Source organism: Limnospira platensis NIES-39, assembly GCF_026000695.1.
GTDB classification, from domain to species: domain Bacteria; phylum Cyanobacteriota; class Cyanobacteriia; order Cyanobacteriales; family Microcoleaceae; genus Limnospira; species Limnospira platensis.
In genome coordinates, this window is sequence record NZ_AP026945.1 from 5346265 (window position 1) to 5362598 (window position 16334).

Here is a 16334-nt window from a genome sequence, read left to right on the forward strand (position 1 = left end):
AAAATTGCCTCTATCTCAAGGATGAATTATTGTTACTATTGACACATCTACCTGTAGGGATACCTTCTAATCAGTCAAATCCTGAGTCGATGTCAGGAATTATATAGCTATTGCTTGTAGATGCACGGAAGCTATCCTACAGAAAATATAAACTTTAATCACTAGGGTGGGAAGGTGTACTTATGGCACGACTTTCGCCAAAATCCTTTGATATTCTGCTGATGGAGATCAATCGGCGGGTTAAAGAAAATCCCATTGATCAAATTGGGGCTGAAATTGTACGATCTCGGTTGCAAAAAAGGCGATCGCAGTCGGGAGATTTTCTAAGGCGATCGGAACTTGAGGAATTACTTACGGATCAGTTTCCTGATTTTAACCCCAAAGTAATTGATAAAGCTGCCCGGGCTAACCGTCCTCCTGGTGCTATCAAAAAGCTATTTTGGGGAGGGGGAGTCATCGGGGGACTAGCGGGAGTCGTTTGGTTAGTTAATTTACCTTATCCGATGATTCGCCAACCTGTGGCTACAACCGCCCCCTTGTTGTTGCTTCCCAGCTATATTAGCATGGATTATAACTACCGACAGGCGATCGCTTTAGTAGAACAGGCTGATCAATTGGTCAATAAAGCCACAGCTATGACAGACTTTGAACTAGGGGCTGAGAAAGCCAGCCAGGCTCAAAAGCTCCTGGATAAGTTGCCTGTATGGTTTTTGGGATATTACCCAAAGGCTTATTGTAATTTGTTTGGTTGCACCTGGCGCTTTACTTTTGATGAGTACCAAAATACCCGGAAACTGGTGGGCCGCATGGAAGCCCAGATTTTCCAGGAACAGAATGCTTATCAAGCCTTACAGCAAGCTCAACAAGCCTTACAGATAGCCACAGCACAGTATAATGAAGCGGAATCGCCCGCCGATCAACAGACAGCTATTATAGCTTGGCAACAGGCTATTGATCAACTAAGACAAATCCCCCAAGCAACTTTGTCTGGAAAGAATGCACAACAGCAGTTGACCGCTGCTAACCGTGATTTTCAGCAGCAGGTGGGGTTTGTAGCTGGTCGTTTACAGGGTAATACTTTAATTGAGGCGGCGCAAATTTTTGCTAGTAAGGCTGCTAATGATGCTCAAAATCCACCCCATAATCAATTACATTGGCAGCAGGTAATCGAGCATTGGAATGAGGCGATTAAACGCTTAGAACAGATTAATCCAGACAATCCGAGTTATTTGGAAGCTCAAACCAAACTAGCTGAATATCGGTCAAATCGTCGGCAAATTCAACAAAGATTACAGGACGAAAGAGATTCTGTAGATGCCATGGAAAGAGCCAGACGGTTAATTGTGGAATGGCGACAGTTGACGATTTCTGCTAATCCCAATTTTACATCTTTAAATAATAAGATATCTGACGTTATTTATACATTAGAGTTGGTTCGCCCTGGAACAACTGTTAATGCTGAGGCTCAAGAACTGTTACAAAAGGCACGACATACCCGCAGTCAATTGTAAATTAAGTTATCAATAATCGTCATTTTTAAGGCATGGGCATAAATTTAAAGAGGCGATAGTGACGCGATCGCGTCCGTGAGTTTTAGAATAGTATAGCGCCGTATCTGCCGATCTAATTAAACTATACTGACAATCAGCGTGTATGGGAAAACCCGCTATCCCCATAGACATAGTGAGTCCCTGCATAAAAGTATAGGAATATTGATGGTGTAGATTTTTGATACCTTCCCTAAGAAACTCAGCAATTTGATGAGCATCCTCAATAGTGGTCGAGGGTAAAAGGAGCACAAATTCCTCTCCCCCATATCTACAAGTAGTATCTGATAGGCGAGTATGATTTTCTAAAAATCGGCTGACAGCTTTCAGGACCACATCTCCGGCTTGATGTCCCCAGCGATCGTTAAATCCTTTAAAATGATCAATATCCCCTATAATAATACTAAGGGGTTCCTCCTGTTCTTTAGCGCGTCCTAAATGTCGGACTAGGGACTCTTCCATATAACGACGATTAAATAATCCCGTCAAAGAGTCACGAAGACTCAAATCATGGGAAAATTTCTCAATCAAATCGCCATGAGCTGTGGTTGTCTCCAACATAATTTCTAGGTCAGTATTAGTTTGAGATAACCTTTCTAATAAAGATTGTAGCTTTTTTTCAGAAGCTCTTAATTGCTGCTCAGTTATTTTATGTTGGGTGATTTCCTCCTGGAGTTTCTGATGAGAACGATATAATTCTTGTTCCACCAAGTCAGCATGAAGCATGGTAGTTTCTAGTAAAATTTCCAGGTAGATTTTTTCTTGTTTAAGTATCTCAACTTCCTCCTGCAATTTCTGATTTTCTAAAACCAAATCTCTATCACTATTAGATTCTGATGTCATCCCCATACTAACCCCCTAAATTAATTCTAAAACTCAGGCACAAATACTAGGGTTTTAATTCACTAAATGCAGTCGGATAGCTGTCGTAAATTGTAGACAAATTTTGATGAACTATATGGCTTGCTGGGGACTGGCTGACAGTTCATCAATAATTTTAAACCTAGATAATAATACCTAGGTTAACCTCTGGAGTAACTGGGATAATTTAACTGAGTTTGCACCCGGTATATTAACAGGTTTTTCAGTGATATTTAACCCAGTTTTAGGCGGTGAGGGATATGGGTTCATCTAAATCATGGAATTTAGTTAAATTTAGGCATCAATTTGCAATTCCAATGTAGGCATTAATCGCTGTAAATTTTTGAGAGATTTTCCTTGCCAAGGTATTTTAATAGAAGCTAATAACACCAAGTTAATAGTTTTTTTCTGCCTCACTTTAATCACAAATTTAGACAGCATATTAATTCCCGAACTGTTGAGAAATTGCAACTCTCTGAGGTTCAGAGTGATTTTAGGAGGTTCGATATCTAATACATCATTAAGTAATTTAACCACCACATTGGACTCTTGTAAGCCATTGAGTCTCAGAGAGCCTTTAAGGGTAATAGTGGATATTTGGCTATCGTAACCAATGCTATAATCTTCAGTTTGATATGATTCAATTACCATGTTTAATTCCTGTATTCAAGTTGTGAAAAATTGAGATTTAACTACTTTAGATGTTGATTAGATAGTGAGTTGAACCATTGTAGTAACAATAGTCTGGGAGGGTTCTTGTTCTAAGGTTTCAAACTTCCAGCCGAGTTTGGCCATATAGTCGTTAACCATTGTTAAATATCCTAAGCCAGATTCGGTATCATTTTCTACATTTTTTTCAACCTGATGAATATACATCTCTTGGGGGTCAGAACTTAGCAACTCTTGAATGTAGTCTTGAAAGGAACTAACCGCGTCTTTATTGATAGTATTTGCCACAAAAAAGGAGAGATTATCGTGCTGCAAAAATAGCTGTATTTTAATCGGGTATGTTGATGATTCATCACTAAATTTCATGGCATTTTCTAATAACTCATTAGCCACAAAACTCACAGCACTTTTAACTTCCATTTGCCGACTAACTGAGTCCTGTTCCTCTTCTGTTTTCGGGAAAATGTGGTGACATAATCAGCCATAAAGTTGGCGGACAAACCATTATTTCTCCACATCTGTTTCAGGGGAACGGAACTGGGGGAAAACCCAATCACCAAAAACTCATTGCTGGTACTTGGTGCTTCAAAAAAATCTCCAAAAATTTTTTTTCATGTTATGTTTAATAACTCAAAGTTTAATAACTTTTGGTAGTGTACAGCCTGACTTTAGATAGGTGAGGTAATTTGCCGGGATTAAGTCTCCGGAAAATTGATAGACTTTTCTTAGGGGTCACAGCAGAGTAGGGGGGGGGCGAGTTGCTCTTAGGTTAAGGATACCATATTTTGGATAATTTGCCTATAGTGTGATAGTCTACCTGCTGTGGGAGGGTTTAACCTAGGATAACATCTCATCAACAACCCGTTTCCAGTAAATTTGAGCCACAGCATCACTAGGATTTTCAGCTAAACAGATCTGCAACAATTGAGCGGCTTGCTTATATTCCTGGAGATAATAGAGAGCCAATGCTGACTCAAACTGGGTTTTAGTTTTTAACTTAGCGTCGCGACTTTCTGGGGGGTCAGCATCAAAGATTTCAAAGACAGAGACCATTTCGGATTTGCCTTTGACAGCGACTTTATCAATAATTCGGAAAGCGTAATTATTAGGGTTTTCAAGACATAAGAATGTATGTTGGCTAATTAAGAGTGGCACGGCATATTTTTTAGTTAACTCTTCCAAGCGAGCGGCTAAATTAACGGCATCACTAATTACGGTGGTATCAATTTTATCTTTCCCGCCAACAATACCTAACATCATAGTTCCGGTATTAATACCAATGCCAATTTTAATAGGTGGTCGTCCTGGTCGCTGTCGGGTAGTATTATAGTCGCTTAATAATTTTAGCATAGAGATTCCCGCCTGCACTGCATCATCAGCATTGCCACCAAACAATGCCATGATGGCATCTCCAATATATTTATCTATAAAACCATTATTGTCAATAATTGCGGGTTCCATACGGCATAAATAGGCATTGATAAACTTAAAATTATCGGCTAAGGTCATGTTTTCAGAGAGATTAGTAAACTGGCGAATATCTGAAAACAAAATGGACATTTGTTTTTCGACAGCATCTCCTGATTTAACTTCCACAATACTTTCATAACCGAGGAAGGATAAAAACTGATTAGGAACAAACCTGCCAGCGGCATCGGTGAGTTCTTCTTGTTCATTAAGGGCGAGTTCTAAATCACAGTTAACGGAAAACATTTTTTCGATAAAATTTTGTCGTTCTGCTTCGGCTTTTTGGCGTTCAGTGATATCTTGAAAAGTAGCGATCGCAAAGGTAATATTTCCCTGGGCATCATTAATAGGTCGGGCTCTAGCTTCCACGGGAATAATCCGATCAGGTTGATGGACTTCAATATCATTAACTAGGACACTTTCCCCTTTCAAAGCCCGCTCTAGGGGTAAATTCTCTTCTGGGTATAGTTGGTCAGTTCCGGCAATATAACTAGGATAAATGATAGAATTTTCATTGTTTAAATCATCCAGGACTGCACCTTGTCCAAATAGGATATGTGCAGCCTGGTTAGTATAGTAAAGTTGACCCATGTCATCGACAACGACAACGGCCAAAGGCATAGCTTCGAGGAACTGACGCAGAAGTTTATTGCTAACCTGTAACTCCTGAGCCAAATCTATATTTTCAGTTTTTAGGCGATCGTTAAGTAAGGTAATTTCCTGATTAGCAATACTAATCTGAGCTTGGTGGTATTCAACGGCTTGTTTTTCTATCTGTAGCTGTTCCAGACTCTGATTCAATTCAACTTCTGTCTGTTGAAGTAGGGTAACTTTTTCCTGTAGACCGGCATAGAGTCGTCGCAGTTGTCCAGTCATGCGATTAAAAGCCATAGCTAGGGTTCCCACCTCATCATCAGTCATTACGGGAGCCACAGGGGTGAGGTCGCCGTCTGCGACTTTAGTGGCTACAGTAGCGATCGCCAATATAGGGCGAGAAATTTGGCTCGCCAATAGATAAACGCCGACAGTGAGTAAGCCGGTAAAAGTTAAACCGACCCCCAAAGTAGTCCAAGCCAACTGACGAGCGGGATCTAGGGCTTCCGACCGTGGCATTTCCACTAATAGGACAAGTTCTTGGTGTTCTAACCAGGGAAACACACCAAGTACAGGAACGCCAGCATAGTTTAAATAACTGCCGCGCCCATTTTCCCGTTGCAACCCGCGATCAATGCCTTCGCTGTGACCCCCTCTAGGAAAGTCTTGTCGGCCAAACTCTTCCCCAGATACAAATACGCGCAAGTTATTGATCAAATAGGTTTCCCCTTGTTCTCCTAGCCCAGTAGAATCGAAGATAATCGGAGATCCATCTGCTCTAGGCTAAGGTGAGCGGCGAGAACACCTATGGTTTCACCTTGATTATCCGGTAGGGGGGTAGAGACAGTCATAGTGGGTCGTTCAAAAACTAGGGTTTTAATTGAAGCCCTAGCCTGACTAAATGCGATCGCCCCGACGCTGAAAACTGTCACCACTGATCAAAGTAAAAAGTAGACATGGATTGTATGTAATCAATACATTGTGACATGATTTGATACCGGATTGATTGGGAATTCTAAATTCTTTGGTGGAGGGAATTATGTTGAGGCGATCGCACTGAGGGGATTTAGGGTAAAATATGTTACCAAAATTTGAGTGAGTTAATTTAAGTTATGACCAGGCCAGCCATTTATATTGCCATTACTAATCACGGATTTGGTCATGCTGTTCGTGCTGCTTCTGTGGCTGCTCAAATCCAGAAATTTTGTCCTGATGTTTTATTATTCTTAGTAACTCAGGCTCCCCGCTGGTTATTGGAGTCTTATATTTCGGGTGATTTTGTGGTGCGATCGCGGGCTTTTGATGTGGGGGTAGTTCAGTCGGATAGTATCACTATGGATAAATTGGCGACTCGTTCCAAGTTAGAGGATATTAAGCAGCGGCAGAGGTCTATTGTAGCCAGAGAAGTTGATTTTATTCGTCAAAATCGGATTAATTTAGTGCTGGCGGATATTCCACCTTTGGCTGCGCCCATAGCTCGGTCGGCTGGGGTTCCTGGTTGGATGATGAGTAATTTTGGGTGGGATTTTATTTATCGTGATTGGGGGGAAGAATTCCAGGAAATAGCGGATTGGATTGGGGAGTGTTTTGGGCAATGCGATCGCTTATTTAGGCTGCCTCTTCATGAGCAGATGACGGCATTTCCTGTCATTGAAGATATGGGTTTAACTGGTGGTGATCCTCGCTATGATTTAGCTAAACTTAGGGCGGACTTTCAGATTAAAACCTCGGTAGAAAAAACTATTATGCTGACTTTTGGGGGCTTAGGACTAGACGCAATTCCCTATAATCATTTAGGGCGTTTTCCTGATTATCAGTTCATTACTTTTGATAGCAATTCGCCGGATTTGGATAATTTAATTAAGCCGAGAGATATGGTGAAATCTAGCCCTTCATTAGCAGAATATTCCCGCCTGCGTCCGGTAGATTTGATGCCTTTGTGTGGGCGAGTTATTTCTAAACCAGGCTATAGTACATTTGCGGAAGCATTGCGGTTGGATATTCCCCTAGTGTCTTTGGTGCGGTCCGGTTTTGCTGAGTCTCCGATATTAATTGAGGGGTTAGAAAATTATGGTTTCCACCAAATTCTGACGGCGGCGGAGTTTTTGACGGGAAATTGGGAATTTCTACGCGAACCCCTGAACCCCCCTCGCTTATCGGAAACTTTAGATAAAAATGGAAGTAAAGCGATCGCTGAAGCTGTGGTAGAATTATATTAGACGGTTGTAGATTAGGCTGTCAGTAACAGAAAAACGGAGCTTGCCCTTGGCCTTCCGGGTCAGGAGGGTAGGGGCAGCTTGTGCCAAATCGGGCTTGAGGAGATATAGAAGTAAAGCGATCGCTGAAGCTGTGGTAGAATTATATTAGACGGTTGTAGATTAGGCTGTCAGTAACAGAAAAACGGAGCTTGCCCTTGGCCTTCCGGGTCAGGAGGGTAGGGGCAGCTTGTGCCAAATCGGGCTTGAGGAGATATAGAAGTAAAGCGATCGCTGAAGCTGTGGTAGAATTATATTAGAAGGTTGTAGATTAGGCTGTCAGTAACAGAAAAACGGAGCTTGCCCTTGGCCTTCCGGGTCAGGAGGGTAGGGGCAGCTTGTGCCAAATCGGGCTTGAGGAGATATAGAAGTAAAGCGATCGCTGAAGCTGTGGTAGAATTATATTAGACGGTTGTAGATTAGGCTGTCAGTAACAGAAAAACGGAGCTTGCCCTTGGCCTTCCGGGTCAGGAGGGTAGGGGCAGCTTGTGCCAAATCGGGCTTGAGGAGATATAGAAGTAAAGCGATCGCTGCGAGAAAGCTAAAACAGAGATATCAAAAGGCTGGAAAGGATTGTTTAACAAGCAACAGCGAGATGTAATTGGCTGGCGGGAGTGGCTGGCTCTTCCTGATTTAGGAGTAAGTGCAATTAAGGCTAAAATTGACACAGGAGCGCGTTCCTCTGCCATACACGCCTTTGATGTTCACCATTTCGGCGATGAAGACGAAAGGATGGTTGAGTTCAAAATGCACCCCTGGCAGCGGAATAGCACGGAAACGGTGACAGCGACAGCGAAGGTTTTAGATCAACGAGAGGTGCGAAATTCCGGGGGACATTCCGAAGAAAGGATCGTGATTGTCACTACTGCTAAACTACGGGGACATGAATGGGAGATCGAACTTACCCTAACTAACCGGGATGTTATGGGGTTTAGGATGCTGTTAGGGCGCGCGGCTGTGCGGGAAAAGTTCTTGGTGCATCCTGGTAAGTCTTATCTCCTGAGCGATCGACCCAAGCTAGCACTCCGGCATTTATGATAAATCTAGCGTAAACTGGTGTAATCTGTTCAACTCAGGTAAATGATACTATGGTGGACTATAACGACACACCCAAAACTGGGATCAAATGGCTGGGCTTTGTTTTTGGTTCTGTGCTGCTGACCTCAAGCGCGATCGCCTGGGCGGGAGGGCCACCTAATCGCCAAGGTAAACCAGTAATTATTGAGGAACCGGCTGGAAGGCCGACAGAAGGCGATCGCACTGGTCCCACGCCGACAGCCCCTGCTGGTACATTACAACCAACACAGCGCACAGAGGATACCATTCCCAGATTTCCCCTTCCTAGTGCTAGGATTAGTCCTGTTAATGGCAGAGTTACCCTGAAGCTGATCAATTCTAGTAATGTGGTGATTGAATATCAGATATCAGGGGGAACCAGACCCAGGCTAGTTGGTCAGCAATCAGAAAGCACCTTAGAGCAATTGACAATTCCTATAAACTTGACCTATCAAAGGGAAGATGGCGGTTTGCTGTTTGTGCGTCCGGTAGTAACTAGCCCAGGTGTTTTAGAAATCCGGTTTGAAGCAACTGGTAATATCAACCTGGATACTCGGTCTCTGAGTATCAATGAACAGGGGACAGTGTTTCTAAACTAAAGGAGACACACTGCCGCCAAGTGTCTGTTGAACTGTGAAAATGGTTCTCAAATTCCCTCTAGGGTTTGCCATCTACCGCTTGGGCGATCGCCATAATGTAAACAGTTTAATCGGTTGATTGTGTGATAGCTTGACCGAGATAAATAGCGCGAATATCTTCAGGAATGGTGGTTTCTAAAATTTTATACCCTCGTTCTAACAACGTTCGCACCTCACTGGGGGAAATAGATTCTCCTTCAGCTTGTAAGTAGGCGGCGATGCGAGTTTCACTCCAGTGAAATGTCTGAGCCATCAGAATGATTAGCCGCAACAAAGGCTCAATTTGATCTAAAGCCTGACCGACATAACACCACAGGGGGGGTGGCTGATCTTTGAGTGAGTAATGAATAGACTCAACTGGGGGAAGTTCAGCGCGGTTAATACAGATAGCACTAACGTTAATAATCCAGTTTTGTAGAGTTGTTTCGGAGTCGGGAGTTTTTTCATTACGCAGGTTCAGACCCCGCATTTCATAGAAAATATGTCGCCAGGTCAACGCAAATAAATACTCAGCCTGAACTGGTGATTTGACAGAGTGACCAATCAGAGTATAGACAATGAGGGCATAGCGACAGAAAATTACTACAAAGTATCGACCCCGATCTGGATGATTTTGAAACAGGGTCAGGAGTTCCTGGTCGCTATGATGGGTCAAGGATTTGACCAGGGTATGAGTTGCTTCCGGGAAGTTAAGGGTTTGCAAGGTCTATCTGAAGTATGCTACTTGGTCGGTTTTATAATGATCAGCACCACTTGCTGGCGCTAAGTGGAGAATTGACAGGGTATTTTACCTGCCTCCATTTGTCCAATTGGCGATGATTATACCAGAAAATGATCAGGCTGCAATACGGACACCTGTTCCGAGGTGGGGGAATGGGTGGCAATTTTCCAAACATTTCGCCGCCGTTAGTAAAGTAGGGGTTGACAGGGAGAGGGAAGGGCGCTATCCTAGGTGTAGTTTATATAATTTGGTATTTGCAAAATTAAAAAAGTTTTGAATATTCCGATTATATAAAAATAGTACCGCAAGTCAACGATAAAGTCAAGGGTATCCCCAAAAAGTCGATTTTTTTTAACATTTCTTAATTTTTGTAACAAAACTTAACACAATCACCCTAGTGATATGATTTTTGGTAAACAGAAGGCTTCAAGTCCGTTGGGGGAAACTGTCGGTGTGAACAAGAGAATATGGTTAATCTTACCCGCGACGGTGTGGTTAGTGATATTTTTTGTAGTGCCGCTGGTGATTGTGCTGATTTACAGTTTTCTGGAACGGGGAACCTATGGGGGGGTGGTGTGGTCTTTTACGGTAGGGCAATATCAAAGGCTGTTGAATCCCCTATATTTGAGAGTTTTTGTGCGATCGCTGGAACTAGCGGCATTTACGACGATCATTTGTTTAGCGATCGCTTATCCGTTTGCGTTTTTCATAGCTACCCGTCCTCGTGGTTGGCGTAATTTATTGTTAATGCTGGTAATTATTCCATTTTGGACTAATTTCTTAGTGAGAACTTATGCTTGGATGATTATTTTACGAGACCAGGGAGTGGTGAATACCCTACTACAAAACCTGCATTTAATTGACGAACCCCTCAACCTCTTATTTACCCCCTTTGCTGTCCTAGTTGGTTTAATCTACGGCTATCTACCCTTCATGATTTTACCGTTATATGTAACCTGGGAGAGATTCGACTTTTCCTTGATTGAAGCCGCCCAAGATTTAGGAGCCAACGATATCCGCACAGTCTGGAGGATTTTATTACCCTTAACCAGACGGGGAATTATTGCGGGTTCTATTTTAGTATTTATTCCCGCTTTGGGAGCATTTATCACCCCAGACATTTTGGGAGGATCGAAAACCGTGATGATTGGTAATTTAATCCAGAATCAATTTTTGCAAGCTCGTCATTGGCCTTTGGGTTCAGCTCTGTCTATACTGTTAATGATGTTAGTCATAGTTCCAGTTTGGGTTTATTTCCAAATGGCTGAAAACGGTAAGTAATGCACCCACGAAGATAGCGGTTTTGGTGAATATTTAGGAAGCGCGACGATCGCTGTATCCCAGATATTGATTGTAGGAGCGATTCCCTAAGTATCGATAAGATGGGAATTCACTCATGACGATTTTAGGTTTGTTGACCTTTCGCTCTAAGTAAGATATCGGTAAAACAATCGGCCATAATGCTGCTGCTAAGATTAAGATCTGCCATGAAGATAGTTGTGTTTTCGGGGTGGTGCGATCGCGTAAAAATTTTTGCAACAAATAGGCAAATGTTAGAATAGCGATCGCCAAATACAGGCGCACAATAAGGGTAACAATCAAAATCCTTCTCCCAATTCAACTTTTCTGACAACAGGTGGGTGGGGAGAGTAGTCCCCCCACAACCGACAAAAGCGGATCAAGTCCCAGCTCGACTAGGCAAATATCTAGTCATTAGTTTTGGTGAACTGAATGTTTAATATTGCTTATAGTTCGGCTTGACTTCTCCCTATTATAAAAAATATTCCACAGATGTGTGTGACTTCAAACACTTAATTTTGCGAGTGGTATCACTCTCAGTAGATTTGCGGTTGTATTAGTTAGCTATCAGGATGATAAGGGAGATTTGAAGATGAGAATATCTGCCAATAGGAGTAGGATAGGATAATGAGTACAATATGAACCGATCAACTGTGACCAGACTTGATTTGCTAATCCGTTCCCTGGGTAAAACTGGACTGTGGGTAAATGTCGCCCTAGGGTTTGCGTTTCTATACCTACCGATCGCCATTTTAGTGGTTTATTCGTTCAATGCTTCCCGTTTTAACGCGGTGTGGAGTGGATTTACCCTAGACTGGTATAGGAGTTTATTGGGAAGCATTCCAGCACAGACGGCGGATCTATCGACGACGGGAGTTTGGTCAGCCTTATATAATAGTCTGATAGTGGCTACTATTTCCAGTGCGATCGCCACCATTTTAGGAACGGCGATCGCTTTAGCATTAGAACGCTATAAATTTCCTGGTTATCAACTTTTAGAAAGTTTGCTATTTTTACCAATGGTTATCCCCGAAATCACCTTGGGAATTTCCTTGTTGGTATTTATGACCCTAATTTTTCGGCTAGTAGAAAACCTCACCGGGATGCGATTAAGTCTCGGTTTACCAACTGTAATTATTGGTCATATCACCTTTAGCATTTCCTTTGTCACCATTGTAGTCAGGGCGAGAGTAGCAGACCTTGACCCTAGACTAGAAGAAGCCGCATTAGATTTAGGAGCCAATGAATGGCGAGTGTTTCAGCGGGTGACTTTTCCCTTAATTTGGCCGGGTATTTTCAGCGCCAGTTTATTAGCATTTACCTTATCATTAGATGATTTTGTGGTATCATTTTTTACCAGCGGGGTAGGTGCTACTACTTTGCCATTATTTGTTTATGGTATGATTAAACTATCGGTTACACCTGCCATTAATGCCATCTCAACTTTGATGTTATTAATATCCTTGATTCTGCTATTATCTTCTTTAAAATTGGGAGGTACTGCCGGGTTGGAGTAAAATTACATAACTCCTGTTAGCAGGTGAGGTAGTGGTAGCTGGGGAGTATAGCCATCTGTAGGGAGAAACCCTCAGTTTGTCTTGCCCCTAGAACCCAAGGTAGCGATCGCTACGGAAATAGATATCCTGATTTCCGACGATAGCATAGCACAATAGAGAATGTGGGCTGATGATCTAACTGAAGAAGATTATAGATAATCACCCCAACTCTGAGGATAAATATATTTATAATAGAGGTTGGTCTAATTTTAGTGGGTCGGATGGATATACAACAGGATTATAATCAGCAGTGCCTTCAAAGGTTAATTTGGGCAATGAATCAACTTGGGATTGATGTAGACGCGAAAAAACTGGTCAGCATTTCGGAATTAATTGTCCAAACCATGACCGGACCGTGGCGGTATTTTCATACCCCAGATCATATTTTTGAGGTGGGAGGTTCCGAAGATGCTATTGAGGTATTAGCCGCCTTATTCCATGATGTGGTTTATGTGCAGGTTGACCAAAGCGTTAACTTTAATCTTACCTATTACTTAGTTCCCTTCATTCGCCAAGTAGGAGAACATCTTTGGATTCGTGAAGCCGTAGATATTCCTGAAGATCCCACCTTTGAAATGGTGCGGATAATTTTTGATATGTCTCCGGGGAAAATGCTCTTACCTTTAGAAGGGCAAAATGAGTTTTTAAGTGCTTTAGTGGCGGCGAAAGTATTACAACCTTTTCTTAGTCAAGAGTTGTTAGCGCAAATAGTCGCCTGTATAGAAGCTACAATTCCCTTCCGAACTCCTACCCAAACCGGATTAAATAATAGCGATATTTTATATCAAAGATTACAGGCGATCGTTGACAAATTCAACCTTAAATTAACCGATGGGGAGCTAATCGAAACTGTCAAGCGATCGATTCGTATGGCTAATCGTGACGTGCGGAGTTTCGCCGATCCTAGTGCAGCCAGATTTTTAGATAATACCTGGAACCTAATTCCTGAAACTAATCATCATCTGAATAATCCTAGTGCTTACACCATTGGTCAATATAGAACAGCCCTCCAAAAAATGGAAGGGTTTATGAATTTTCTGAAGCCGGAAGTGGTTTTTCATCAATTCCGAGGCTATCCCGAAGATAGCATTTATGAACAATTGGTATCCAGGGCAAAAAGAAATATTGCCGTGGGTCGATTATATCTAGGTAGTAAATTATTTACTATTGCCTTTTTAGAAGCCTTATCTCTGCGATTTGGTCGCGTAATTCCGGTTTCTACTTTAATGGGAGAAATGCCATCGGAAAATTTTGTGACGGTTTCTTTGATAGATTTTCTGCCGGAAATAGAAAATGATTATCACCCTGAAGATGAATTAGAATCTACGGTGCTTATTCTTCTGGAAAAAGGGAGAACTCAGCATTCTTACTATGATATCAAAAATTCACCTTTGACAACATATATGGTGAAGCAAATGGGATTTGCAGAAATGCAAAATCAACGGAACCGCGCCCAAAAGTTTTTTCAACAGGAAATCTCGTCAGAGGAATTTTTAGCTGGATGTGATCCACACATTAAAAAAACCGTGACTGAGGGAATTGTCAAATTATTTGATACTCGGAAAGTCGCCTTGCTGGGTGGCTAAGTGGTTGGGTTGACAAAATCCTGAAAATGTCCGGTGATTTAACATTGGGTTAAGAAGAGATTATAGAGGGTATGGGAGAGTTATCAAATTGCCAATATACTTTTATAATATAGGTGGCGAGCTGATGTAAATCCATGAGATTATCGGATCTATGAATAGGCGATCGCCTATGATTATGACTCTCGCAGATAACTCAATTCATACACTGACCTAATTATTTACTCAAGGGATTATGAAACCTTTAAACCGTCGAACTAAAATTGTAGCTACCATTGGTCCAGCTAGTAATTCCCGTGAAGTGCTTTATCAAATGATCCAAGCGGGGATGAATGTAGTACGCCTCAACTTCTCCCATGGTAGCCATGAACAACACACTAAAACAGTCGCCTTACTGAAAGAAATTTCACAGGAGTTAAAAACATCTATCACCCTATTACAAGATCTACAGGGTCCTAAAATTAGGGTAGGACAGCTTCCTGATGGTGGTATACAATTGATGGCGGGAGAATATATTACCCTAGTTCCTATTGACCAATACGAGAGTAAACCTAATACGATTGCGATCGACTATCTGCACCTGGGAGAAGAAGCGGAAATCGGTGCCCAGGTTCTGCTAGATGATGGATTATTGGAATTGAAGGTTGAGGAAATTTCCGGGAATCAAGTTAAATGTAAAATCATTGAAGGAGGGACTCTGAAAAGCCGTAAAGGGGTTAATCTTCCCAGTTTAACTCTACGTTTACCGTCTTTAACTGAAAAAGATCAGCAAGATTTAGAATTTGGGATTTCTCTAGGTGTTGATTGGGTGTCTCTTAGCTTTGTGCGGAACGCAGAAGATGTGCGAGTTCTTAAAGACTTTTTAGCGTCCAAAAATGCGTCACAAATATCGGTGATGGCCAAAATCGAAAAACCTCAAGCGATCGCTAATTTAGAGGAGATTATTTCCGAGTGTAATGGTTTAATGGTAGCCCGGGGTGATCTGGGGGTCGAAATGAGTCCCGAAAGAGTCCCACTACTGCAAAAACAAATTATTCGCCTTTGCAATCAAAAAGGGATTCCAGTAATTACAGCTACTCAAATGCTGGACAGTATGATCAATAATCCCCGTCCGACAAGGGCTGAAGCCTCCGATGTAGCTAATGCAATTATTGATGGAACTGATGCGGTGATGTTATCAGGGGAATCAGCAGTTGGTAAATATCCGATTCGGGCTGTGGAAATGTTAGCGAAAATTGCAGAGGACGTGGAACCGGAAATCAATTTCATCAACTACCCACCCGCGTTCAATGATGAGACCCATGCTATCAGTGAAGCGATAAATACCATTGATAAAATTATCGATCTACATTGTATTATTGCCTACACCTGTAGTGGTTATACTGGGCAATTAGCGGCGGCTGAACGCCCGAAAGCGCCTGTGGTTGCCTTAACTCCTAATCCCAAGGTTTACCATCGTTTAAACCTGGTTTGGGGTGTGAAACCTCTGCTGCTGGAACAGGAGGTAGAATCCTTTGAGGAACTGATAAATCAAGCCCAAACTTATCTATTAGTGCGCCAAATGGCTTCCCCCGGAGACAAAATTTTGATTATTGGTGGTATCCCTTCTGGGAAGGCTAAGGGAACCAATTTTATCAAAATCCACACCATAGGATAATGAATAATGAATAATGAATAATTAACAATTGTTCATTATTGATTGATCACGTTGTAGGGGCGGGTTTAACAGTTAATTAGATTACCCACCGACCATATTAATCAACCCGCCCTCAATCACCCGCGAATTAATTGATAATTGATAATTGATCACGTTGTAGGGGCGGGTTCAACAGTTAATTAGATTACCCACCGACCATATTAATCAACCCGCCCTCAATCACCCGCGAATTAATTGATAATTGATAATTGATCACGTTGTAGGGGCGGGTTCAACAGTTAATTAGATTACCCACCGACCATATTAATCAACCCGCCCTCAATCACCCGCGAATTAATAATTAATTATTAATTATTAATTATTAACCAGGTGGGGTGGGGCGGGTTTAGTAATCTTACTGGTGGGATATTTCATTGACAGTGGAACCCGCC

The 16334-nt window shown here is 42.1% G+C and carries 15 protein-coding genes; 8 read left to right on the plus strand and 7 right to left on the minus strand.

Annotated features, from left to right (window positions below):
* Window positions 1-182 precede the first annotated feature (182 nt).
* The gene (locus tag N39L_RS26190) at window positions 183-1511 is read left to right on the plus strand and encodes a hypothetical protein (protein WP_014276820.1); all 1329 of its coding nucleotides are present in this window, start codon (window positions 183-185) and stop codon (window positions 1509-1511) included.
* A 9-nt stretch (window positions 1512-1520) separates the two neighbouring features.
* Here N39L_RS26190 and N39L_RS26195 read toward each other — a convergent pair whose 3' ends face one another.
* The 5 genes from N39L_RS26195 to N39L_RS26215 all read right to left on the minus strand — a co-directional run bounded on the left by N39L_RS26195 (window position 1521) and on the right by N39L_RS26215 (window position 6070).
* Window positions 1521-2390, minus strand: a complete 870-nt coding sequence (locus tag N39L_RS26195; protein WP_006619706.1) for a GGDEF domain-containing protein — start codon at window positions 2388-2390, stop codon at window positions 1521-1523.
* Between the two features lie 312 nt (window positions 2391-2702).
* Entirely contained in the window at window positions 2703-3059 is a 357-nt protein-coding gene (locus N39L_RS26200) for a slr1659 superfamily regulator (RefSeq protein WP_006619707.1), read from the minus strand.
* A 57-nt stretch (window positions 3060-3116) separates the two neighbouring features.
* Window positions 3117-3497 (minus strand): DUF6272 family protein, encoded by a 381-nt coding sequence (locus tag N39L_RS26205; RefSeq protein ID WP_006619708.1) that lies wholly within the window; start codon window positions 3495-3497, stop codon window positions 3117-3119.
* Window positions 3498-3914: 417 nt separating this feature from the next.
* Window positions 3915-5855: an adenylate/guanylate cyclase domain-containing protein gene (locus N39L_RS26210; RefSeq protein ID WP_014276822.1), complete on the minus strand. Its 1941-nt coding sequence runs from the start codon at window positions 5853-5855 to the stop codon at window positions 3915-3917.
* 20 nt (window positions 5856-5875) lie between these two features.
* Window positions 5876-6070: a cache domain-containing protein gene (locus N39L_RS26215; RefSeq protein ID WP_043468597.1), complete on the minus strand. Its 195-nt coding sequence runs from the start codon at window positions 6068-6070 to the stop codon at window positions 5876-5878.
* 180 nt (window positions 6071-6250) lie between these two features.
* On the opposite strand from N39L_RS26215, the gene N39L_RS26220 reads away from it, so the two are divergent.
* From N39L_RS26220 to N39L_RS26230, 3 genes are all read left to right on the plus strand, one after another.
* Window positions 6251-7357, plus strand: coding sequence for a hypothetical protein (locus N39L_RS26220; protein WP_014276824.1), 1107 nt, complete (start codon window positions 6251-6253; stop codon window positions 7355-7357).
* A gap of 609 nt (window positions 7358-7966) precedes the next feature.
* The gene (locus N39L_RS26225; RefSeq protein ID WP_014276825.1) at window positions 7967-8431 is read left to right on the plus strand and encodes an ATP-dependent zinc protease family protein; all 465 of its coding nucleotides are present in this window, start codon (window positions 7967-7969) and stop codon (window positions 8429-8431) included.
* Window positions 8432-8481: 50 nt separating this feature from the next.
* Window positions 8482-9048, plus strand: a complete 567-nt coding sequence (locus tag N39L_RS26230; protein WP_014276826.1) for a hypothetical protein — start codon at window positions 8482-8484, stop codon at window positions 9046-9048.
* A gap of 106 nt (window positions 9049-9154) precedes the next feature.
* On the opposite strand, the gene N39L_RS26235 is transcribed toward N39L_RS26230, so the two are convergent.
* Window positions 9155-9790: an RNA polymerase sigma factor gene (locus N39L_RS26235; RefSeq protein ID WP_014276827.1), complete on the minus strand. Its 636-nt coding sequence runs from the start codon at window positions 9788-9790 to the stop codon at window positions 9155-9157.
* A 420-nt stretch (window positions 9791-10210) separates the two neighbouring features.
* On the opposite strand from N39L_RS26235, the gene N39L_RS26240 reads away from it, so the two are divergent.
* Window positions 10211-11089 carry an ABC transporter permease gene (locus N39L_RS26240; protein ID WP_014276828.1) on the plus strand — a complete coding sequence of 293 codons (879 nt, stop codon included), beginning with the start codon at window positions 10211-10213 and terminating at the stop codon, window positions 11087-11089.
* Between the two features lie 33 nt (window positions 11090-11122).
* On the opposite strand, the gene N39L_RS26245 is transcribed toward N39L_RS26240, so the two are convergent.
* Entirely contained in the window at window positions 11123-11410 is a 288-nt protein-coding gene (locus tag N39L_RS26245; RefSeq protein WP_014276829.1) for a hypothetical protein, read from the minus strand.
* 335 nt (window positions 11411-11745) lie between these two features.
* Here N39L_RS26245 and N39L_RS26250 point away from each other — a divergent pair, with 335 nt between their 5' ends.
* The 3 genes from N39L_RS26250 to pyk all read left to right on the plus strand — a co-directional run bounded on the left by N39L_RS26250 (window position 11746) and on the right by pyk (window position 15903).
* Window positions 11746-12624 (plus strand): ABC transporter permease, encoded by an 879-nt coding sequence (locus N39L_RS26250; protein WP_014276830.1) that lies wholly within the window; start codon window positions 11746-11748, stop codon window positions 12622-12624.
* Window positions 12625-12884: 260 nt separating this feature from the next.
* The gene (locus N39L_RS26255; protein WP_014276831.1) at window positions 12885-14249 is read left to right on the plus strand and encodes a hypothetical protein; all 1365 of its coding nucleotides are present in this window, start codon (window positions 12885-12887) and stop codon (window positions 14247-14249) included.
* A 232-nt stretch (window positions 14250-14481) separates the two neighbouring features.
* Window positions 14482-15903, plus strand: a complete 1422-nt coding sequence (gene pyk / locus N39L_RS26260; RefSeq protein ID WP_014276832.1) for a pyruvate kinase — start codon at window positions 14482-14484, stop codon at window positions 15901-15903.
* Window positions 15904-16334 lie beyond the last annotated feature (431 nt).

Bases quoted from the DNA above. Each gene is read 5' to 3' on its own strand.
- N39L_RS26190 (WP_014276820.1), top strand. From the start codon at position 183: ATGGCACGACTTTCGCCAAAATCCTTTGATATTCTGCTGATGGAGATC.
- N39L_RS26195 (WP_006619706.1), bottom strand. From the start codon at position 2,390: ATGACATCAGAATCTAATAGTGATAGAGATTTGGTTTTAGAAAATCAG.
- N39L_RS26200 (WP_006619707.1), bottom strand. From the start codon at position 3,059: ATGGTAATTGAATCATATCAAACTGAAGATTATAGCATTGGTTACGAT.
- N39L_RS26205 (WP_006619708.1), bottom strand. From the start codon at position 3,497: ATGGAAGTTAAAAGTGCTGTGAGTTTTGTGGCTAATGAGTTATTAGAA.
- N39L_RS26220 (WP_014276824.1), top strand. From the start codon at position 6,251: ATGACCAGGCCAGCCATTTATATTGCCATTACTAATCACGGATTTGGT.
- N39L_RS26230 (WP_014276826.1), top strand. From the start codon at position 8,482: ATGGTGGACTATAACGACACACCCAAAACTGGGATCAAATGGCTGGGC.
- N39L_RS26240 (WP_014276828.1), top strand. From the start codon at position 10,211: ATGATTTTTGGTAAACAGAAGGCTTCAAGTCCGTTGGGGGAAACTGTC.
- N39L_RS26250 (WP_014276830.1), top strand. From the start codon at position 11,746: ATGAACCGATCAACTGTGACCAGACTTGATTTGCTAATCCGTTCCCTG.
- N39L_RS26255 (WP_014276831.1), top strand. From the start codon at position 12,885: ATGGATATACAACAGGATTATAATCAGCAGTGCCTTCAAAGGTTAATT.
- pyk (WP_014276832.1), top strand. From the start codon at position 14,482: ATGAAACCTTTAAACCGTCGAACTAAAATTGTAGCTACCATTGGTCCA.